This is a genomic window from Bradyrhizobium sp. SZCCHNR3119 (assembly GCF_032487775.1).
Classification (GTDB): domain Bacteria; phylum Pseudomonadota; class Alphaproteobacteria; order Rhizobiales; family Xanthobacteraceae; genus Bradyrhizobium.
In genome coordinates this window covers 2334132-2355927 of sequence record NZ_JAUEUV010000001.1, presented here as the reverse complement: position 1 = coordinate 2355927, position 21796 = coordinate 2334132, and the positions used below count along the sequence as shown (strand labels likewise).

18 protein-coding genes are annotated in these 21796 nt (G+C 64.2%); 14 read left to right on the top strand and 4 right to left on the bottom strand.

All coding sequences use genetic code 11. The annotated features are described in order from the left end of the window. The first annotated feature begins 24 nt into the window (after positions 1-24). Positions 25-1329, top strand: coding sequence for an HlyC/CorC family transporter (locus tag QX034_RS11065; RefSeq protein ID WP_315702541.1), 1305 nt, complete (start codon positions 25-27; stop codon positions 1327-1329). A gap of 136 nt (positions 1330-1465) precedes the next feature. Here QX034_RS11065 and QX034_RS11060 read toward each other — a convergent pair whose 3' ends face one another. Further along, positions 1466-1735 (bottom strand): BolA family protein, encoded by a 270-nt coding sequence (locus tag QX034_RS11060; RefSeq protein WP_315763284.1) that lies wholly within the window; start codon positions 1733-1735, stop codon positions 1466-1468. Between the two features lie 109 nt (positions 1736-1844). On the opposite strand from QX034_RS11060, the gene QX034_RS11055 reads away from it, so the two are divergent. Then, positions 1845-2489 (top strand): J domain-containing protein, encoded by a 645-nt coding sequence (locus tag QX034_RS11055; RefSeq protein WP_315702543.1) that lies wholly within the window; start codon positions 1845-1847, stop codon positions 2487-2489. Between the two features lie 69 nt (positions 2490-2558). On the opposite strand, the gene QX034_RS11050 is transcribed toward QX034_RS11055, so the two are convergent. Next, the gene (locus tag QX034_RS11050; RefSeq protein WP_315702544.1) at positions 2559-3662 is read right to left on the bottom strand and encodes a citrate synthase/methylcitrate synthase; all 1104 of its coding nucleotides are present in this window, start codon (positions 3660-3662) and stop codon (positions 2559-2561) included. A gap of 87 nt (positions 3663-3749) precedes the next feature. Between QX034_RS11050 and QX034_RS11045 the strand changes: the two genes are divergently transcribed. Further along, positions 3750-4973 carry a citrate synthase family protein gene (locus tag QX034_RS11045; RefSeq protein WP_315702545.1) on the top strand — a complete coding sequence of 408 codons (1224 nt, stop codon included), beginning with the start codon at positions 3750-3752 and terminating at the stop codon, positions 4971-4973. A gap of 12 nt (positions 4974-4985) precedes the next feature. Here the strand turns inward: QX034_RS11045 and QX034_RS11040 are convergent, their stop codons facing one another. Further along, the gene (locus QX034_RS11040) at positions 4986-5642 is read right to left on the bottom strand and encodes a DedA family protein (RefSeq protein WP_315702546.1); all 657 of its coding nucleotides are present in this window, start codon (positions 5640-5642) and stop codon (positions 4986-4988) included. Between the two features lie 285 nt (positions 5643-5927). On the opposite strand from QX034_RS11040, the gene cobS reads away from it, so the two are divergent. From cobS to QX034_RS10985, 11 genes are all read left to right on the top strand, one after another. Further along, complete coding sequence (cobS, locus tag QX034_RS11035; protein WP_315702547.1) at positions 5928-6926, top strand: cobaltochelatase subunit CobS; 999 nt, start codon at positions 5928-5930, stop codon at positions 6924-6926. Positions 6927-7089: 163 nt separating this feature from the next. Then, positions 7090-8991 (top strand): cobaltochelatase subunit CobT, encoded by a 1902-nt coding sequence (gene cobT / locus QX034_RS11030; RefSeq protein WP_410050915.1) that lies wholly within the window; start codon positions 7090-7092, stop codon positions 8989-8991. A gap of 75 nt (positions 8992-9066) precedes the next feature. Further along, positions 9067-10143, top strand: a complete 1077-nt coding sequence (locus QX034_RS11025) for an esterase-like activity of phytase family protein (protein ID WP_316190632.1) — start codon at positions 9067-9069, stop codon at positions 10141-10143. 126 nt (positions 10144-10269) lie between these two features. Continuing rightward, complete coding sequence (locus QX034_RS11020) at positions 10270-11382, top strand: NADH:flavin oxidoreductase/NADH oxidase (RefSeq protein ID WP_316190633.1); 1113 nt, start codon at positions 10270-10272, stop codon at positions 11380-11382. A 167-nt stretch (positions 11383-11549) separates the two neighbouring features. Then, positions 11550-13520, top strand: coding sequence for an RDD family protein (locus tag QX034_RS11015; protein WP_316195381.1), 1971 nt, complete (start codon positions 11550-11552; stop codon positions 13518-13520). 181 nt (positions 13521-13701) lie between these two features. Then, on the top strand, positions 13702-14802 hold the full coding sequence (locus QX034_RS11010; RefSeq protein WP_315702551.1) for an LLM class flavin-dependent oxidoreductase: 1101 nt from the start codon (positions 13702-13704) through the stop codon (positions 14800-14802). Positions 14803-14871: 69 nt separating this feature from the next. Then, positions 14872-15315 (top strand): hypothetical protein, encoded by a 444-nt coding sequence (locus tag QX034_RS11005; protein ID WP_315702552.1) that lies wholly within the window; start codon positions 14872-14874, stop codon positions 15313-15315. 353 nt (positions 15316-15668) lie between these two features. Continuing rightward, positions 15669-17234, top strand: coding sequence for an ABC transporter substrate-binding protein (locus QX034_RS11000; RefSeq protein WP_315763822.1), 1566 nt, complete (start codon positions 15669-15671; stop codon positions 17232-17234). Between the two features lie 81 nt (positions 17235-17315). Then, entirely contained in the window at positions 17316-18287 is a 972-nt protein-coding gene (locus tag QX034_RS10995) for an ABC transporter permease (protein WP_315702553.1), read from the top strand. Further along, a complete protein-coding gene (locus QX034_RS10990) occupies positions 18284-19123 on the top strand; it encodes an ABC transporter permease (RefSeq protein ID WP_315702554.1) in 840 nt (279 codons plus the stop codon). Before QX034_RS10995 ends, QX034_RS10990 begins: the two co-directional genes overlap by 4 nt. Before the next feature lie 209 nt (positions 19124-19332). Then, positions 19333-20943 carry an ABC transporter ATP-binding protein gene (locus QX034_RS10985; RefSeq protein ID WP_316195380.1) on the top strand — a complete coding sequence of 537 codons (1611 nt, stop codon included), beginning with the start codon at positions 19333-19335 and terminating at the stop codon, positions 20941-20943. A gap of 36 nt (positions 20944-20979) precedes the next feature. On the opposite strand, the gene QX034_RS10980 is transcribed toward QX034_RS10985, so the two are convergent. Continuing rightward, on the bottom strand, positions 20980-21786 hold the full coding sequence (locus QX034_RS10980) for an enoyl-CoA hydratase/isomerase family protein (RefSeq protein ID WP_315702556.1): 807 nt from the start codon (positions 21784-21786) through the stop codon (positions 20980-20982). Positions 21787-21796: the final 10 nt, after the last annotated feature.

Here is a 21796-nt window from a genome sequence, read left to right as displayed (position 1 = left end):
CATATGCAAAGCGATATCAGCGTCATGGACTGGATCACACTTTCGATCGTCATCGTCCTGCTTGCGGCTTCCGCATTCTTTGCGCTCAGCGAGACCGCCCTGACCGGCGCCTCCCGCGCCAGCATGTTGCGGCTGTCGAAGCAGGGCAATCGCGATGCCGACGTCGTCTCAAGTCTGTTCGAGATGCGTGAGCGCTTGATCGGCGCGCTGCTGCTTGGCAACAACATCGCCAATATCGGTGCGTCCGCGCTGGCGACCGGACTATTCACGGCATGGTTCGGCGAGGTCGGCGTGCTCTACGCCACCGGTGTGATGACGGCGCTGGTGGTGATCTTCGCCGAGGTGTTGCCGAAGACGATTGCGATCAATGCGCCGGACCGGGTCTCGCTTGCGGTCGCGCGGCCGATGCGAACGACGGTCTTTGTGCTCGGGCCGCTGCTCTCGGTGATCGAAGCGGTGGTCCGTGTATTGATGCGGCTGATCGGCTTCAAGGTCGGTGCCAACCAGCCCATCCTGTCGCCGACCGAGCGCTTGCGCGGCGCCGTCGATCTCTTGCACCACGAAGGCAAGGTCGAGAAGCAGGACCGCGATATGTTTGGCGGCCTGCTCGACCTGCGTGAATTGCAGGTTTCCGACGTCATGGTCCATCGCACCGAGATGGTGATGGTCAACGCGGATCTGCCGCCGGAAGAGTCGGTGCGCGAGGTGCTGGCATCCGAATATACCCGGATCCCACTCTGGCGCGGCACGCCCGAAAACATCATCGGCGTGCTGCATGCGAAAGATCTGTTGCGCGCGATCCGTTCCTCCGAAGGTGACGTGTCGCGCATCGACGTCGCATCGCTGGCGTTGCCGCCGTGGTTCGTTCCGGAGATGCGCTCGGTGTCCGAGCAGCTCAAGGCGTTCCGCCGCCGCAAGACTCACTTTGCCCTCGTCGTCGACGAGTATGGCGAAGTCGAAGGCATCGTCACGCTGGAGGATATTCTGGAGGAGATCGTCGGCGACATCTCCGACGAACAGGACGTGCAGGTTGCCGGCGTTCGCGTTCAGCCGGATGGCTCAGTCGTGGTCGACGGCTCGGTGCCGATCCGCGACCTCAATCGTGCGATGGATTGGGACTTGCCCGATGAGGAGGCGACCACGGTGGCGGGCCTCGTGATCCACGAAGCCCGTTCGATTCCGGAGCGCGGCCAAAGTTTCACCTTCCACGGCTTTCGCTTCCGTGTGCTGCGGCGGGAGCGCAACCGCATCACGGCACTTAGGATCGTGCCGGTGCCGCGCGGAGAGCTCGAAGAAGCAAGACCTCGGCGCGCCGGCACCGCGTTCTGATCCGCGTGCCGGGGAAATTGAGGTAAGGTCAATCTGCGTGTTGTCGTTGCATGCGGATTCGTGCTGACGTCGCGTAGACGTTCAAGGAACATCTACGGAAGATGTAGATATACGCGAACGGGCTTTTGTGCGATACTCAGGCTTCACCGGGGGCCTTGGCATGCAGCGCGAGCGCGTGCACCGAGCTCGCTAGTTCCGCAGCCAATGTGGCGTTGATCAGGCGGTGACGCTCGATCCGGCTCTTGCCGGCAAAGGCCTGCGACACAATATACACTCTGAAATGCGTTCCGCCGCCCGGCGCGTGGCCGGCGTGACCCTCATGCAGGTGTGACTCGTCCTGAACTTCGAGGCTTTCTGGCGAGAAAGCTTCGCGCAACTTGTTGGTGATAGCCTCTCGCGTGCTCATGGTTCAGCCAATACGCATCAAATTAATTTTCGTCAATCCGCCGACCCCCTCCGAGGTATTCGCAATGTCAAGACTTGAAGCTTGTCGCGTTGCGTAGTCAAAGTCCGTCATGCCGATCGATTCATCCAAATTCTTCGACTCCATCCGCATCAAGCCCAGGAAGCAGGCGGCGAAGCAGCCGCAGGTGCGCGAGGAGGCCGCGGGTTGCCAGTGGCCGGACTGCCTGAACAGGGGCACGCATCGCGCGCCCAAGGGGCGGGAGAATGCGCGCGAATATTGGCAGTTCTGCCTCGATCACGTGCGCGAGTACAACCAGTCCTACAATTTCTTCTCGGGCATGAATGCGGAGGCCGTGGCGCGCTATCAGAAGGATGCGCTGACCGGCCATCGCCCGACCTGGAAGATGGGCGCCAACACCGCTGGCAAGCGCGGCACCGGCAGTGTCGAGGGCGACCTCGGCGATGCGGCCGATCCGTTCAGCGTGTTTGCCGAGATCAACGGTCGCGCGAGTTGGCGACCCGGGCCGCAGGCCGCGCAGAAGCCGGAGGCCCGCAAGATCTTCAATGCCGAGCGCAAGGCGCTGCAGGTGATGGGGCTCGGTCCGGATGCGACGCTCGATGACGTCAAGGCCAAGTACAAGGCGCTGGTCAAGCAGCATCATCCCGATGCCAATGGTGGCGATCGCTCGACCGAGGATCGCCTGATCGAGATCATCAAGGCCTACAATTATTTGAAGACGGTGGTGCGGGCCTGATCCGCCGCCGCCGGGAACGCGCGCGCCCATTGCGGGGACGCGCGCAAGTTCAGGGATTGTCAGCTCCACTCACGCATTCGTCGCATCCGGCCTTGGTCCGATATAGGCCGAGCTCGGCCGGATCAGTCGTCCGGTACGCTGCTGCTCGCGGGCATGTGCCGTCCAGCCGGCGACGCGAGCCACTGCGAAGATCGGCGTGAACGCCTGCCGCGGAATCTTCAGCGCATCGAGCAGAATCGCGGTGAAGAACTCGACATTGGTGTCCAGCACGCGGTTGGGATTCTTTCGCCGCAGCGCCTCCCGGATATAAGCTTCGACCTCGCTGGCGAAGGGAAGGTCTGCGCCGGCGCAGGCGAGCCGCTCGATCGCTGCTTTCAAGACGTCCGCGCGCGGATCGCGCACCCGGTAGATGCGATGGCCGAACCCCATCAGCCGCTCGCCGCGTGCGAGGGCCGCATCCACCCACGGCTTGATGCGCTCCCGCATTCCGATGGCGTTGAGCATTTCGAGCACCGGCTCAGGCGCGCCGCCATGAAGTGGTCCGGTCAGCGCGCAGTAACCGGCGGTGACCGCAGCGAACAGGTCGGCCTGCGTCGAAGCCACCACCCGCGCAGCGAAGGTCGAGGCGTTCATGCCGTGGTCGCAGACGGTCACGAGATACGTATCGAGCCCGGCGATCTCGCGCGGCTCGGGGGCGCGCCCCCGTAGCATGCGCAACGTGTCAGCGGCATGGCTGGCCGCTCGATCCGGCGCGATCGGTGCCGCACCGTTCGCGCGCTGAACCAATGCGCCGGCAATGACGGAGCAGGCGCCCACGATGGTGGCCTCGTGCTCCAGCCCGTCTTCGGCACGCAGCGCCGCGACCGCCGCGCGAAAGCTGTCGACGATGCTCATGCCCCGAGATGCGGCCAGCAACTCGGGCGTCCGAGCGAACGCGCGTTCACGGGCCACGCCGAGCTGGCGGCGGACCTCAGCCGTATCGAAGGCGCGTCCGTTGGCTGCGCTCCACAGCCGTGCGGTCACATCTTCAAAGCTGGCATGCGCCGCCAGATCGGCGACGTGCTCCCCGGCGATGATCAACTCGCCCTGCTCGCCGTCGACGTGGCTCAACGCGGTCTCGGCCGCTGGAATGCCGTCCAGGCCGATGGGGGTCTTGCCGAGCTGAATGTTCATGGCGGTATCTCCTTCCGGTGGAATGGCGCATCAGGAAGAAAGTCGGTCGACTCGACGGATTGATCAATCTTGATTAAGATAATCAATATGAAAAATTCACCCGGTCTGTATCTCTCCGCGCGCGAGGCTGCCGCGGAATTGGCGATCTCGCCGGCGACCCTCTACGCCTATGTCAGCCGGGGCCTCATTCGCTCCGAGCCGTCGCCGGATTCGCGGAGCCATCGCTACCGGGCCGACGATGTTCGCTCGCTGAAGGAGCGCCGGGCACCAGCCCCGGAGCCCAAGGGCTTCCGCAGCTTCGATGCCGAGCTGCCCGTGTTGGACTCGGCAGTGTCCACCATCACCGCGGCCGGCCCGATCTATCGTGGGGTCAACTGCGTCGAGCTGGCCGAAAAGGACACGTTGGAGCACGCAGCGACGTTGTTGTGGGACGTGACCGCGATCGATCCGTTCACCGCGGATAACCGCCCGGTGGTTTCTGAGGACATGAGCGCCATCGCTGCCGCAGCACACCGCGCCGCACCGCTGGACCGAGCGATCGCAGTCCTGGCCTTGGCGACCAGCGCCGATCCCGGAGCCTTCAATCGTGCAGCCGAAGGCCGGGCCTTGGTCGGCGCGCGCATCGTCCGGCTTCTGGTCGCCACCATGCTTGACGCGACGCCATCCACGGAGCTTCTCCATCAGCAAATCGCAAAGGTATGGGCGCCGGAGCACAAACACGCGCCCGACCTGATCCGTCGCGGATTGGTGCTGCTCGCCGACCATGAGCTCAACGCTTCGACCTTCACTGTGCGTTGCGCGGCATCCACGGGATTGAGCCTGTATGATGCCGTGATTGCCGGCTTGGCTGCGCTGAAAGGCCCCAAGCATGGCGGCGCCGGCGTTCTGGCCTCGCAGCTCGTCAAGACATTGATCGATCGGGATGTCGCACCTCTGATCCGGGAGCGGGTCGCGCTCGGCGAGCGCTTCGCCGGATTTGGGCACGGCATCTACAAACGCGGCGATCCCCGCGCGGTCGCCCTTTTGGACGCGCTCAATCGCGCCGGCGCACCGCGCAAATTCACGCGCGAGGTGCCGGAGCGGATCGCGGAGGCGACCGGGGAATTCGTCAATATCGATTATGCCTTGGCCGTGCTGGTGCACAGTCTGCGGCTGCCTGCGGGCAGCGAGCTTGCGTTGTTCGCGATGGCCCGCGCCGTGGGCTGGATTGCGCATGCCTGCGAACAGCTTCAGCACGGCCGCCTGATCCGGCCGCGCGCCCGCTACGTCGGGCCGTTTCCCGGGCGCGGCGCCATTCTGGAGTCGCTGTGACGGGTTACCACGCTACTCGCTCGCTTGAGCCATCACCTGGCCTTCGCGGCGCTTGCGCAACAGGCGAAGCACCAGCCAGACCAGAATGCTGCCGGCGACCACCGCCAGGATCCAGGTGTGCTTGGCGATATGGCTGTGATGCGGGATGCCGCCATAGCGATGCAAAAGCTGGACGGCGAACACGCCCGGCAGCACATGCGCGCAGGCCCAGAGCACGATGGCCGGGACGTTCACGGCATAGAAGCGCAGCGGCCGCACGTCGAGTGCGCCGGCCGTGATCGGCACGACGGCGCGGATTGGGGCGACGAACCGGGCGAAGAAGATCGCCAACGTGCCGAACCGATGGAAAAAGGCCTCGCTCTGCGCCACCAGGCGGGGATAGTTCGAGAGCGGCCAAGCCGTGAGGATCTCGCGCTGGCTGCGGTGGCCGACCCAGAACGCCGAGCCATCACCCAGCAAAGCGCCGAGGATTGCCGCTGTCAGCACCCATTCCAGCTTTAACTCCCCGCCCGCAATCAGCGCGCTCAAGGCGAGGATGATGGTCGTACCGGGGACGACGGAGCCCGCGATCGGTACCGCTTCCAAAAGGGCAGCCAGGAAGATGGTGAGATAGGCCAATCCGGAATGATCCGAGACGAAGCCGATGAGAGGGTCAAGCAGGTGGGCCACACAAATCCCGAGCAGGCAGACGATGATGTCTCATAACTAGGAACCAACGGCAAAAGTGCCATGCCGCGCCGCAGCGCCGGACGCAGGGCAAAAAGATGGCGACGGCACGCAGGGCAGCCTTTCAAAAATCGCGTCTCATGCCTATCTTGATGATATCCCAACGGAACTTTGATTAACCCTTAGGCTTCTGCCCGCCATCGCTCTCTGCTAGGCTGTTGCGAAGCCCACCAACCGCAGCCACAGACACATCTGGTTTCGGAAAACGCCCGGGACCTCGGAGGACGAATGACGACCGCCGCTACGACCAATGCGCAGGAGATCACCGGATTGCCCGACATGAAGGTGTCGGTCCGCCAAGTGTTCGGGATCGACAGCGACCTTGAGGTGCCGGCCTTTTCCCAAACCGATCCGCATGTCCCAGAAGTTGATGCCGATTATCGGTTTGATCGCGCCACCACGCTTGCCATCCTGGCCGGCTTCGCCAAGAACCGCCGCGTCATGGTGACGGGCTATCATGGCACCGGTAAATCGACCCATATCGAGCAGGTGGCGGCGCGGCTGAACTGGCCGTGCGTGCGCGTCAATCTGGACAGCCATATCAGCCGTATCGACCTGGTCGGCAAGGACGCGATCGTCATCAAGGACGGCAAGCAGGTCACCGAATTCCGCGACGGCATCCTGCCCTGGGCACTGCAGCACAATGTGGCTCTGGTGTTCGACGAGTATGACGCCGGCCGTCCGGACGTGATGTTCGTGATCCAGCGCGTGCTCGAGGTCTCGGGTCGGCTGACCCTGCTCGACCAGAACAAGGTGATCAAGCCGCACCCGGCGTTCCGGCTATTCGCGACCGCGAACACGATCGGCCTTGGCGACACCTCCGGTCTCTATCACGGCACGCAGCAGATCAACCAGGGCCAGATGGACCGCTGGTCGATCGTTACCACGCTCAACTACCTCGCCCATGACGAGGAGGTGGAGATCGTGCTGGCCAAGGCACGGCACTACCGGAACCAGCAGGGTCGTGACATCGTCAACAAGATGGTCCGGCTTGCCGACCTGACCCGCAACGCCTTCGCCAATGGCGATCTGTCCACGGTGATGAGCCCGCGCACGGTGATCACTTGGGCGGAGAATTCCGAGATCTTCGGCGATATCGGCTTCGCCTTCCGTGTCACCTTCCTCAACAAATGCGACGAGCTCGAGCGGCCACTGGTGGCGGAGTTCTATCAGCGCTGCTTCAATGCAGAGCTGCCGGAGTCCGCGGTCAACGTGGCGCTGAGCTGAACAAGTGCTGAGCTAAACAGGTGTCGTCCCGGGCAAGCGAAGCGCGACCCGGGACCCATACCGCGGACTCTTTCAATCGAACCACGCGGCTGCTTTCTCTGACGGTAATAGCCGCTGGTGGTTATGGGTCCCCGCTTTCGTGGGGACGACGAGCTGAGCAGCGATGAGCACATCCAACAGCAAATTCCGCAATCAGGGCAAGGAAGCGCCGACCGAGCCATTCAAGCGCTCCGTGACGGGCTGCCTGCGGGCGATCGCGAAAACCCCGGAGCTCGAAGTCTCCTTTGCTGCCGAACGTCCGGGCCTCGCGCCGGGCAAGGCGCGGTTGCCGGAGCCCGCGCGCAAGATGACCAAGCGCGATGCTGCGATCGTGCGTGGACATGCGGATTCCATCGCACTGAAGCTCGCCTGTCACGATCCGAAGGTCCACCGCAAGCTGATCCCGGCTAATCCGCAGGCGCGCGGCGTCTTCGAGGCGGTCGAGCAGGCGCGCGTCGAGGCGATCGGCGCCCGCCGCATGGCGGGCGTGGCGAAGAACCTCACCGCAATGCTCGACGACCATTTCCACCGCGGCAAATATGACGAGATCACCGATCGCGCCGATGCGCCGCTGTCGGATGCGCTCGCCATGCTCGTGCGCGAGCGGCTGACCGGCCTGGCGCCGCCGGCGGCCGCACGCAAGCTGGTCGATCTGTGGCGCCCGATTCTCGAGGACAAGATCGGCTCCCGTCTCGATGAATTGAGCCGTGTCACCGAGGATCAGGCGAAATTTGGCGACATGGTCCACGATCTCCTGTCGGCGCTCGATCTCGGCGACGAGCGCAATGCCGATTCCGACGAAGACGAGGATCAGGACGACAACCGCGACGGCGACAACGAGCAATCCGGTGCGGAGGGCTCGCCCGATTCCGACGCTGCGCAGGAGATGAGTGCCGATCAGGCGCAGACCACATCGGATGAGATGTCGGAAAGCGCGATGGAGGCCGCACAAGCCTCGGCCAGCGACACGCTCGATGACGGCGAACTCGGCGACGACGAGACGCCGGGCGAGGCGACGCGGCCGAACCGCGGTGGCGCCAACGAGCCGCGCGGTCCGGAATATCACGCCTTCGCGCCGAAGTTCGACGAGGTCGTCGCCGCCGAGGATCTCTGCGACCATGACGAATTGGAACGGCTGCGCTCCTACCTCGACAAGCAGCTCGCCCACCTGCAGGGCATCGTCGCCCGGCTCGCGAACCGGCTGCAGCGCAGGCTCATGGCGCAGCAGAACCGCGCCTGGGAGTTCGATCTTGAAGAGGGCATCCTCGATCCGGCCCGGCTGTCGCGCGTCGTCATCGATCCCTATCAGCCGCTGTCCTTCATGCGCGAGAAGGAGGCGACATTCCGCGACACCGTGGTGACGCTGCTGCTCGACAATTCCGGCTCGATGCGAGGCCGTCCCATCACGGTGGCGGCGACCTGCGCCGACATCCTGGCGCGCACGCTGGAGCGCTGCGGCGTGAAGGTGGAGATTCTCGGCTTCACGACGCGCGCCTGGAAGGGTGGGCAATCGCGCGAGGTCTGGCTTGCCGCGGGCAAGCCGGCCAACCCGGGCCGGCTGAACGATCTTCGTCACATCATCTACAAGGCGGCGGACGCGCCATGGCGGCGGGCCCGCAAGAATCTCGGCCTGATGATGCGCGAGGGCCTGTTGAAGGAGAATATCGACGGTGAAGCGCTCGACTGGGCGCATAAGCGCCTGCTCGCTCGTACCGAGCAGCGCAAGATCCTGATGATGATCTCAGACGGTGCGCCGGTCGACGATTCCACGCTCTCGGTCAATCCCGGCAATTACCTGGAACGGCACCTGCGTCACATCATCGAGGAGATCGAGACCCGCTCTCCGGTCGAACTGATCGCGATCGGTATCGGCCACGACGTGACGCGGTATTACCGCCGCGCGGTCACGATCGTCGATGCCGAGGAACTCGGCGGAGCGATCACCGAAAAGCTCGCGGAGCTGTTCACCGAGACCCACGCTGCGCCGCAGCCTGCCACCCATCAAAAGCGGCGGCTGCATTCGTAACCGTGTGAGACGGCGCCATGCGCTGGCGCTTCCTCTTCCTTTGACGGAGGAGGGGCGAGAGGGGTCCTGTCAACCATGTCGCCAGATGCGGTGTTCGGTCGGCGTCGCTTCCTGACGCTCGCCGTCATGGGCGCTGCCGCTGTCGCAGCTCCCGAATGGGCCCGCGCCCAGCTCGGTGCGAGGCCCGCGGCCAATCGCGCTGTCCGCGGCGAGCATTCCGTCAGCAGCCCGGTTGCAATCGAGGTCAGGGCGCGGCCGCTGCCGTCCTTCGACTTGAGGGATCGTTCCCGCCTGCGCTTCGGCTCACTCGAATATCGCAGCGGTCTGGTGTTGACCTCATCGTTTCCCGGCTTCGGCGGCCTGTCCGGCCTTCGGCTCGATCCGAAGGGCGAGCGCTTCATCGCGCTCAGCGACCAGGGAAATTGGTTCACCGGTCGCATCATGTATTCGGGCCGAGATATGGCGGGACTGGCCGACGTCGAAGCTGCACCGCTGCTCGGACCCGACGGGCGGCCGATCCTCGATCGCGGCTGGTACGATTCCGAGTCTATTGCGATGGACGGCGATCAGGTTTACGTCGGGCTCGAGCGCGTCAACCAGGTGCTGCGCTACGACTTCTCCAAGGGTTTCACCGGTGCGCGCGGCGAGATCGTGCCGCTGCCGCCTGCCGCGAAACGACTCCCAAACAACAAGGGACTCGAGGCGCTCGTGTTCGTGCCGAAAGGCCAGCCGCTCGCCGGGACCTTGATCGCCCTCTCGGAGCGCGGCTTGGATGCGGACGGCAATCTGATCTCGTTCCTGATCGGTGGCCCGACCCCTGGGCAATTCAGTGTCCGGCGCACCGAGGATTTCGACATCAGCGACGCCGTGTTGTTGCATTCAGGCGATCTGTTGGTGCTGGAGCGCAAGTTCTCGCTGGTCTCCGGCGTCGGCATCCGGATCCGCCGACTTCGGCTCGCGGACATCGCGCCCGGTGTGCTGATGGACGGCCCCACGATCTTCGCCGCCGATCTGGGCCAGGAGATCGACAACATGGAAGGCATCGACGCTCACGTCACGCCCGAGGGCGACACGGTGCTGACCCTGATATCCGACGATAATTTTTCGATGATTCAGCGCACGCTGCTATTGCAGTTCACGCTGGTGGAATGATCGCCCGCCACCGGGTTCGAGCCGTGGCATCGAGGCACCGCGTGCGCCTCGGCAAGGGGAGGGCTGGTGTTCGCGATCGCGGCTATTAGCTTACGATGATCCTTCCCAAGCCCGGAACCCTCCCGCATGAGCGCTCTGTTTTCCCCGATCAAGCTGCGCGGCCTCGAACTTGCCAACCGCATCATGGTCTCGCCGATGTGCCAATATTCCGCCGACGATGGTGCGGCCAACGATTGGCATTTCACTCACATCAACATGCTGGCGCTCTCGGGGGCCTCGATGTTCTGCATCGAGGCGACGCATGTCGAGCCGATCGGGCGGATCACGCCCGGCTGCCTCGGCCTGTGGGATGACGACACCGAGTCCGCACTGAAGCCGATCCTCGCTTCGGTCCGCAAACATTCCAAGACCGCAGTGGCGATGCAGCTTGCCCATGCCGGCCGCAAAGGATCGAGTTATCGGCCGTGGGAAGGCGGCCAGCAGATCCCGTTCTCGCAAGGTGGCTGGCAGACGGTCGCACCGTCGGCGATTCCGCACAAGGAAGGCGAAGCCGCGCCGCTGGCGCTCGATTCGGCAGGCCTCGCACGCGTCAGCGCTGCCTTCGTCGATGCGGGACGACGTGCCGACCGGCTCGGCATCGATGCACTCGAGCTGCATGGTGCGCACGGCTATCTCCTGCATCAGTTCTTGTCGCCGTTGTCGAACCAACGCACCGATCAATATGGCGGCAGCCTCGACAACCGCATGCGCTTTCCGCTCGAGGTGTTCGAGGCGGTGCGTGCGGTCTTTCCGGCGCACAAGCCGGTCGGCATGCGCGTCTCCGCGACCGACTGGGTCGAGGGCGGGTGGGACCTGGCGCAGACCATCGTGTTTGCGCAGGAGCTGAAGCGCCGCGGTGTCGATTGGATCGATGTCTCCTCAGGGGGCGTATCGCCGCTGCAGAAGATTGCGCTCGGTCCAAGCTATCAGGTGCCGTTCGCGCAGGCGGTGAAGCAGGCGACGGAGCTTCCGACCATTGCAGTCGGCCTGATCACGCAACCGCAACAGGCCGAGGAGATTGTTGCTTCCGGCAAGGCCCACATGGTCGCGCTCGCGCGTGGCATGCTCTACGACCCGCGCTGGGGCTGGCATGCCGCCGCCGAACTCGGCGGTCAGGTCTCCGCGCCGCCGCAATATTGGCGCTCCCAGCCGTCCACGCACAAGGAGCTGTTCGGCAGGACGACCTTTGGGGCGCGCTGAACGCATGCTTCCAGAGCCGCCGTGGCGTGACACATGCGGGGGTGAAGCTTTAACCGTCCGCGCACGATCAGGCTGTGAACGCTTGCCACCGCAATCAATTCCAGGCAGCATGCGTATGGTCTACCGCGTGCGGTGGGCATTGCCAGCGATGTTCGCCGAGCGGTTTCGTGACGGGGCAGGGTCTCAGCAGCAAGTTTAAGCGCGCCGGCATCTGGCGCCGGCTGGGTGCGCTGCTGATCGACATCATGGCCATTGCAATCGTTCTGCAGGTCTGCGCCCTGGTCCTGTTTCCGCTGACCAATGGCCGCGTTCAATTCGCTGACGGCGTTTATGCCATCAGCTGCAGAAAGCTTGAGGTCATCCCGTCGGGGGTCGTCGTGCCTGCCGATCTCAAGCCCAACACGATCGTCGACTGCACACATAGCGTGTTCGGTCTGCCGTCCGCTCGCATGCTGCGGCTCGCGCAGGTCACGCAGACGGGTCCGTTCACCAAGGACATCCACATCGACAGCATGCTCGATGCGGACGGCACTCCGATCAAGGGACTGTCGCTCGGGATTTTCCTGCTGCCGCTGTTGCTGGCCTTGCGCGCCATGTTCGACATTCGCGGCGGCACGCCCGGCCGAAGGATCTGTCGTATCCGTCTCGCGAGCTCCGATGGCAGCGCGGCGAGGAATGCCGCGGTCAGGCGGCGTTACGGCCTGCTGCTCCTGATCGCGAGTCCAGCGCTGATCTGGCCGATCGCGCTATCATTCCTGGACATCGTCGCGCTGCCTGCATCTTTGCTCCTCGGCCTGACGCTCGCATCGTATTGTCCGCTGCTGATTGTCGGCCTTGCCGCGTGGCGCCAAGTCTACGTCCGAACGGATACCTGGTACGACCGCTTTGCGGCCACTGCGGTCTATTGCCTTGATCGGACGCCGGCGAGTGCCGGGTCGGCGCAGCCTGCGGCGGAGGCCGCCGATGCCGAGCGGGCCGGAGCTGCGGTTAGGGCGGCCGCGGGCGATGAGCCGCATCTTGCCGCGTTACCACCTCCGCTCCCGGCCGCGCTGGCGCACGTGCAGCGGAGTTATCTCGCCCGTCACTGGCACGGTGAGCTGTCCTTGCCCGTGTCGTACTGGGTCAACGGGATGCTGCTTGGGGTGATTGCGACCCTGGCGATCGCGGTCGCCACTGCGCTGGTCGTTCAGGAGCGGCTCGATGCACAACCGCTGCCGGCGCTCATCCTGATCTGCGCAATATGGCTCTGCATCTTGTTGCTCACGCTTTGGCAGACCGTCGGCATCTGGCGGTCGGGAACGCGCTATCGCAGCGTCGGCAATGGCCCATGGGGCGGCATCGCGAAGATCATGGTGACGCTCGGCGTTGCGAGCGCGCTTTGGCAGTTCTTTACGCAAGGCTTGCCGCAGATCGCAGGTATCGCCGAAATCGTGGGTGGCGACAACTCGCTCGGCCCGCATCAGTTCAGGGTCCTCGGCTCCGGCGAGATGCTGGAATTCACCGGTGGCATCAAGTTCGGCGTGGCCAAGGAGCTGGAAGGTTTCTTGAACGCGATGCCGGATGTCAAGACGGTGCGGCTCGACTCCATCGGTGGCCGTATCCGCGAGGCGCAGATAATGTCCGACCTCATCAAGGCGCGCGGATTGTCCACCCTGGTCGAGAAGCAATGTTTGTCAGCCTGCACCATTGTCTTCTTGGGTGGCAAGGACCGCGTCATCCTGTCGGATGCGCGGCTGGGCTTCCACCAGCCGTCCTATCGCGGAATCACCGCGGCCGAGCGCAGTCGGACCGTCGCGATCGAGAAGGAACGGCTGCAGAAGTTGGGATTGAGCCTCGCCTTTGCCGAACGCGCCAACACGGCGGAGCCGAGCTCGATGTGGTTTCCTGATAGTGGCGAGCTGCTCAGAGAGCATGTCGCGACCCGGGTCGTGTCTGCCAACGCAACTGCCGCGGCTGCGCCGGCTAATAGAGTTCGGGCCATTGCGGTGGATGCAGCAGCTGCCCCGAATCGTGAGCTGCCGGCAGGCCCCGTTTCGCCGGGAGGAGCCACGATTTCCTTGCCGCGGGATCTCGTGCAGCGACTCCAATCGTCAAAATCTCCCAGTGGCTTCCCGTCGCCGACCACGGGCCTTAAATAGCCGCGAGCTCCGCTGCTGCTTGCTCGCCTGCGGCACAGCCGACGGTTGTCGGCGTGCTGCGACGTGCTAGACTTCGCAGACCACGTGCGGCGATGCCGGCTCGCTTGGTCGTGTTTCGTCTCGCGTGACGATGAGCGCATCCGCGAAGATGCGCCGCAACAAAACGCGAGAGGAAAGCGCTATGGAAATCGGATATTTCACAATGCCTTCGCATCCGCCGGAGTGCGGATTGAAGGAGGGCCAGGAGTGGGACCTGCAGGTGCTGCGCTGGCTCGACGAGCTCGGCTATCAGGAAGCCTGGATCGGCGAGCATCACACGGCACCCTGGGAACCGCATCCCGCACCCGATCTGATTTTGGCGCAGGCCTTTCGCGAGACCAAGAACATCCGGCTGGGTCCCGGTGGCTTCCTGCTGCCCTATCATCACCCTGCCGAGCTCGCCAATCGGGTTGCGATGCTCGACCATCTTTCCGACGGCCGACTCAATTTCGGCGTCGCTGCATCGGGCCTGCCGAGCGACTGGGCGATGTTCAATGTCGACGGCATGAGCGGGCAGAACCGCGAGATGACCCGCGAGGCACTGGAAATCATCTTGAGGCTCTGGACCGAGCCGGCACCGTTCACGCACAAGGGCAAATACTGGACGGTGACCAAGCCCGAGGTGATGTTCGACTTCCTCAAACCCCACATCAAGCCGGTACAGGCGCCGCACCCGCCGATCGGCGTTGCCGGCCTGTCGAAGAACTCCGACACCTTGAAGCTCGCCGGCGAGCGCGGCTTCATTCCGATGAGCCTCAATCTCAACCCGGCCTATGTCTCGTCGCATTGGGATTCGGTCGAGGCGGGCGCGGCAAAGACCGGCCGCAAACCCCAGCGGAGCGACTGGCGGCTGGTGCGCGAGGTGTTCGTGGCGGATACCGACGAGGAGGCTTGGCGGCTTTCGACCGGCGACATGATGGGCCGGATGATGAGCGAGTACTTCCTGCCGTTGCTCGGCCATTTCGGCTTCAAGGACTATTTGAAGCACGCGCCTGACGTACCCGATACCGATGTTACTGTGGACTATTGCGCGCGGCGCAACTGGATCATCGGCTCGCCGGCGACCGTCACCGAGAAGATCGAACAGATCTGGCGCGAGGTCGGCGGCTTCGGAACGCTGCTCGTGTTCGGCTTCGACTACAAGCATAAACCGGAAGCCTGGCGGCACTCGCTCGAGCTCTTGAAGCACGAGGTGCTGCCGCGTTTGCGCCATCTCAATGCCGGCCTGAACCAGGCTGCCTAGGCTCAGCGAATTTTCGAAGTGGGACCGGCGCCTCTCGGCGCCGGTCCGTATCGGGCGGGGGACTAGCTCATGCGGATTCGTGTCCGGAAAATTGCCCACATCCTGGAACGCTCGGGCCTCGCCCTGGCCGGCGCGGCCTGCGGCTTGTTCGTGGGGGCCCATGTCGGCTCCAGCGTTCCATGGCTGACGACGCAAGGCTTCCTGCTTCTGATGATGCTGTGCGGGGGCTTCGGGTTCTATCTCGGTATCGATACGCCGCCCCGGCCATTCCATCCGCACGAGGAAGGCACGCCGGCGGCGAGAAAGATCGACGCGCCGGAGTTCCTCAGTGCAGTCGGTACCTTCCTCGCGACACTCACCGCGTTCTTCGCGGTTGCCATTATCATCCTGCGCGAGACCCCTCATATCGGCTGGACGTGGCTGATCATGGCCGGCTGGATGACAGGCGTGGTGATGCAGATGGTGGCGGGCACGATCGCGCGGGAGCGCCGATCAGTGATCTCGTCGAGGTAACAGCTCCATCCGCAGTGCCCGCTGAGGGTGTTCACGAATCCTATTTGCGCTGTTTATTTTTTGGGCGATCGTTGTCGCGACTTTCATCTTGCCGCGCTCATTCGAGCCGTGTGAGCCTTCTTGCACGAGCTTGACCGGAGCCAGGGTGCTTCTGGACTGCATTCGGACCCTGGCCGCGCCGTGCTTCCAACGCGTCGGCTTCGCGATTCCAAGCTCGATCAACACGCAAAGCCAGCTGGCGCTCCAACGGCCGGCGCGCCTTGCGAACAATTGCACATCGGGAGGCGGCTACATTCGTGCGCTTGGCGCGCGGAATGCATAGCGGCCGATTGGGACGTTTGGAAGGTCGCATGATGTTGAAGCGGGTATTGTTAGGTGTTGTTCTGGGCTGCGGATTATCCGCGGCGACCTTGCCAATTCAGGCCCGGGCCGACGAGCCCAAGCTCGGTGGAGTGATCAACGCCGTGATCCAGCCCGAGCCGCCGGGCCTGATGTTGGCGATGGTCCAGAATGGACCGACCCAGATGGTCTCTGGCAACATCTTCGAAGGCCTGCTCCGCTACAGCCCCAGGCTCGAGCCGTTGCCGGAGCTTGCGGAAAGCTGGACGATCAGCCCGGACGCCAAGATCTACACGTTCAAGCTCAAGCCGGGCGTGACCTGGCATGACGGCAAACCCTTCACCTCGGCGGACGTGCTGTTCTCGATCGAGATGCTGAAGAAGACCCACGCGCGCGCCCGCAACAATCTCTCTGTCGTCGAGAAGGTCGAGGCGCCCGACGATCTCACCGTCGTCTTTACGCTGAAGCAGCCGTTCGGTCCGTTCCTCGGCATTTTCGAGGTCGGCTCGATGCCGATGGTGCCGAAACATCTCTACGAAGGCACCGACTGGAACACCAACCCATACAACAATGCCCCTGTCGGGACCGGCCCCTTCATGTTCAAGGAATGGCGGAAGGGCTCGTTCATTCACTTCGTCAAGAATCCGAACTACCATGAGAAGGGCAAGCCCTATCTCGACGAGATCTACTGGCAGATCATTCCGGATGCCGCGGCGCGCGCGGTGGCGTTCGAAACCGGCAAGGTCGATGTGTTGCCGGGTGGCTCGATCGAGAATTTCGATGTGCAGCGGGTGTCCAAGCTGCCGGGCGCCTGCATGACCGGCGCCGGCTGGGAATTCTTCAGCCCGCTCTCCTGGCTGTGGCTGAACCAGCGCAACCCGATCCTCGCCAACAAGAAGGTGAGGCAGGCGATCATGTATGCGATCGACCGCAACTTCGCCAAGGACGTGATCTGGAACGGGCTCGGCAACGTCGCGACCGGCCCATCCGCCTCGACCATCAAGTTCTATACGGGCGATGTGCCGAAATATGATTACGACCCGGCCAAGGCCAAGGCGCTCCTGAAGGAGGCCGGCTACAAGGGCGAGAAGCTCCGCATGTTGCCGCTCGCTTATGGCGAAACCTGGCAGCGCTGGGGCGAGGCCGTTAAGCAGAACCTGCAGGACGTCGGCATGAACATCGAGACCGTCGCGACCGACGTTCCCGGCGGTAATCAGAAGATCATGGACTGGGACTACGATATCGCCTTCACCTATCTCTACCAGTATGGCGATCCCGCGCTCGGCGTCTCCCGCAACTATCTGACCAGCGCGATTGCCAAGGGTCAGCTGTTCAACAACGTCGAGGGCTATTCCAATCCCGAGGTCGACCAGCTGTTCGCTGACGGTGCAGTGGCGACACCGGACTCCAAGCGCAAGGAGATCTACGACAAGGTGCAGAAGATCCTGGTCGAGGACGTGCCGGTCGCCTGGCTGCTCGAGCTGCAGTTCCCGACCATCACCAAGTGCAAGGTGAAGAACCTCATCACCACCGGCATCGGTGTCAACGATGGTTTCCGCGACGCCTGGCTCGACAAGTAAGGCGGCTATGCGGCGTGCGAGGTCCGAGCTTCGCGCGATGCCGCGCCATCCGTATTTCGAGCTGATCATCACGGGCTTCATATGCTCTCCTTCATCGTCCAAAGATTCGTGAAGGGCGTTATCGTCCTGCTCGCGATCGTCGTGTTGAACTTCTTCCTGATCCGCCTTGCGCCCGGCGATCCCGCCGTCGTCATGGCGGGCGAAGCCGGCGCCTCGGACAAGGTGTTCGTCGACCAGCTGCGGCAGAAATTCGGGCTCGACCGGCCGCTGCCTGAACAACTTCTGATCTATGTCAAGGGCATCGCCAGCTTCGACCTGGGCTTTTCGTTCCGCCAGCAGGCACCGGTGGCGCAGCTGATTCTGGAGCGGTTGCCGGCGACTTTGCTGTTGACGCTCACCGCCTTTCTGATCTCGCTCGCCTTCGGCATTCTGTTCGGCGTGCTCGCCGCGGGCTTTGCCGGCACTTTCATGGACACCGCGATCACCGTGCTCGCGCTGATCTTCTATGCCACGCCCCTGTTCTGGATCGCGTTGATTGCGATCCTTGTGTTCTCGGTCTGGGTCGATTGGCTGCCGAGCTTCGGCTACGAAACCGTCGGCGCCAACTACACCGGCCTCCGCCACGCGTTCGACGTCGGCGCTCATCTCGTCATGCCAGCGGCGACGCTCGGCCTGTTCTTCATGGCGACCTATACCCGCATGACCCGCGCCTCGATGCTCGAGGTCAGGCGGCTCGATTTCGTCAAGACCGCGCGCGCCAAGGGGCTGCGCGACAGCGTGATCCAGCGCCGTCACGTGCTGCGCAACGCGCTTCTGCCGGTCGTGACGCTGGCCGGCGTGCACGCCGGCACATTGGTCGGCGGCGCGGTGCTGACGGAGACGGTGTTCGCCTGGCCCGGCATCGGCCGGCTGATGTACGACGCCCTGATCCAGCGTGACTACAATCTGCTACTCGGCGTGTTCGTGGTCTGCTCGGCCATGGTCCTGATCTTCAATCTCGTCACCGACCTCGTCTACCGCCTGGTCGATCCGCGCATCGAGTTCGCAGCATGACCCAGTTCTGGAAAACCATGCTGCGGAGCCCAAGCGGAGTGATCGGCCTCGTCATCCTGGCGCTAGCGATCTTTGTCGCAGTGGTTGGTCCTATCTATGTCCCGAACTCGCCTTGGCGCATGGTGCAGCGGCCGTTCCTGCCGCCGTTCACGGCGCCGGCCGTGCCGCTTGGCACCGACGCGCTCGGGCGCGACGTGCTTGCCGGCCTCATCTTCGGTGCGCGCGTCTCGCTCCTTGTCGGGCTGGTCTCGACGCTGGTCGCGCTCGTGGTGGGCGTTCCGCTCGGGGCTGTCGCCGGCTATTTCGGCGGGCGGATTGACGACGCGCTGATGCGCTTCACCGAATTTTTCCAGACCGTCCCGAGTTTCGCGCTCGCCATCGTGCTGGTCGCGATCCTGCAGCCTTCGATCTATTCCATCGTGATCTCGATCGGCATCGTCAGCTGGCCGCCGGTCGCTCGCCTCGTCCGCGGTGAGGTGCTGTCTCTGCGCACCCGCGAATACGTCCAGGCCGCCGTCGTCACCGGGCAAAGCAGCAGCTGGATCATCTGGCGCGAGATCCTGCCGAATGCGCTGTCGCCGGTGATCGTGCTGGCCTCGCTGATGGTTGCGACCGCGATCCTGCTGGAATCCTCGCTCTCCTTTCTCGGCCTCGGTGATCCCAACCTGATCTCCTGGGGCTACATGGTCGGCGCAGGCCGCACCGTGATCCGTCAGGCCTGGTGGATCACGGTGTTTCCGGGCCTTGCGATCCTGCTGTCCGTGCTCGGCCTCAATCTGATCGGCGAAGGTTTGAACGATGCGCTCAACCCGCGCCTGTCGCGCGAGGGGAGGTGAGCGATGGCGTCTGTGAGCCCGGCTGCTGCAACAATGATGGTCGGCTCCCTCTCCCTTGGAGAGAGGGTTGGGGGTGAGGGATCACGGTCCCTCGATGGAGCCGCGCCCCCTCACCTGCGGGCTGTCGCCCGCGACCTCCCCCCACAGGGGAGAGGTGAACCGCGTCCGCGGCTCGCAGATGTGGCCTACAGCGACGAGACAGTGATCCGATGACCGATCCCGTTGTTTCGATCAAAAATCTGCGCATCGCCCTGCCGAAGGGCGCCGAGCGTGCACACGCTGTCGACGGCGTCTCGTTCAACCTCGAAGCCGGCAAGATCGTCTGCGTGGTCGGCGAATCCGGCTCGGGCAAATCGATGTGCGCCCATGCGCTGATGGGCCTCTTGCCGGACACCGTGCAGGTCGATAGCGGCGAGATCCTGTTCGAAGGCCGCGATCTTCTGCAGGTGGATGACGACGGCTGGCGCGATCTGCGCGGCCGCCGCATCGCCATGGTGTTTCAGGAGCCGATGACCGCGCTCAACCCGTTGATGCGGATCGGCGACCAGCTCACGGAGGTGTTCGAAGCGCATGGTCTGCTGAAGCCGAAGGAGCGCCGCGCGAAAGCGCTGGCGCTGGTCCGCGAGGCCGGCCTGCCCGATCCGGAAAGCATCATCCGCGCCTATCCGCATCAGCTCTCCGGCGGCCAGCGTCAGCGCGCGATGATCGCGATGGCGCTTGCGCTCGAGCCCGCCGTGCTGATCGCCGACGAGCCGACCACCGCGCTCGATGTCACGACGCAGGCGCAGATCCTGAAGCTGATCCGCAACCTGCAGCGGAGCCACAACATGGCGGTGATGTTCATCACCCATGATTTCGGCGTCGTCGCCGACATCGCCGATCAGGTCGTGGTGCTGCGTCATGGCAAGGTGGTGGAGGAGGGCACGGCAGGCGACGTTTTCGCCGATCCGCAGGCCGACTACACCCGCGCGCTTCTCGCCGCCGTGCCCTCGTTCGACCCGCCGCCGCGCGCCTCACTGGAAGCTGCGCCCAAGGCGGTCGACGTCATCGGGCTGGACAAGACCTATGTGACGCCGACCGGCTGGTTCAGCCCGAAACGGCAGACCCGCGCAGCCAATGAGGTCAACTTCACGATCCACAAGGGCGAGACGCTCGGGCTCGTCGGCGAGTCCGGTTCCGGCAAGTCGTCGGTGGCACGGCTGGTGATGCGCCTCATTGACGCGGATCGGGGCACGGTGCGGATCGGCGATACCGACCTCACGGCGCTCGAAGGCGGCGCGTTGCGCGAACAGCGCCATCGCATCCAGATGATCTTTCAGGATCCGTTCGCTTCGCTCAATCCGCGCCGCACGGTCGGCCGCATCATCGCCGACGGCATGGTCGCACGCGGTACGCCGCTGGTGTCAGCGCTGCGGCGGGCACAGGAGCTGCTCGGCATGGTCGGGCTCGACGCCGGCGCGATCGAGCGCTATCCGCACGAATTCTCCGGCGGTCAGCGTCAGCGCATCGGCATTGCCCGCGCGCTCGCGCTCGAGCCGGAGATCATCGTCGCCGACGAAGCGGTGTCCGCGCTCGACGTCTCGGTGCAGGCTCAAGTCTTGAAGCTGCTCGAGGATCTGAAGGTACGGCTTGGACTCTCGATGCTGTTCATCACGCACGATTTGCGCGTCGCTGCCCAGATCTGCGACCGTATCGCGGTGATGCAGAAGGGCGCGATCGTCGAATTGAAGCCGACTGCCGCGCTGTTCGCGAATCCGGAGCATCCCTATACGCGCGAGCTGCTGGCAGCGGTGCCGGGTCGCAAACACGCCGCCGCGTGAGCGGCGCGCGCGAGCGTCTCGCCTGCGGCCGCAGGATCACCGTCCCTTGAAGTTTGCGGCGCGCCGTTCTTCGGTCGCCTTGACCCCTTCCTTGAAGTCTTCGGTGGCGCGCAGCCGCGTCTGCTGGGCGAGCTCGTGGGTGGTTGCTGCCATCACCCGGTCGGCGAGGCCGGCGCGCAAGGTGGCGCGGGTCGAGAGCAGGCCGAGCGGCGCGCATTCGGCGATCTCCGCTGCGAGTTTCATCGCCGCCGGCCGCACCTCGCCCTGCGGCACGCATTCATTGGCAAGGCCCCATTGATATGCCTGCTCGCCGGTGACGCGGCGGCTGGTGTAGAACATCAATTCCGCATTGTTCTTGCCGATCAGCTCGGGCAGCGTGACCGTCAGCCCGAAACCGGGATGAAAACCGAGCTTGGTGAAGTTGGCCGAGAACCGCGCTTCGGGGCAAGTGACGCGGAAATCGGCGGACACCGCAAGACCGAGGCCGCCGCCGATCGCCGCGCCATGCACGGCAGCCACGATCGGCTTCTTGCAGCGGAAGATCCGCACCGCCTGCATATAGAGGTGATTGATCTGTCCCAAGCTGTCGGCCGGGTCGCCCTTGCTGTCGCCGGCCTCCTGCGCCTGCCGTGCCGGATCGTTGAAGTTGGCGCCGGCGCAGAACGCCTTGCCTTGCGCGGCGAGCACCGAGGCGCGGATCTCGATGTTGCGATCGAATTCGTCGAGTGCATCCGCGATCTGGTTGATCAGCGAAATGTCGAAGAAGTTGAGCGGCGGTCGCCGGATTTCGATCAGGCCGACATGGCCATGAATCTCGACGCCGATGTCAGTGAAGGTGGTCATGTCGTGTCTC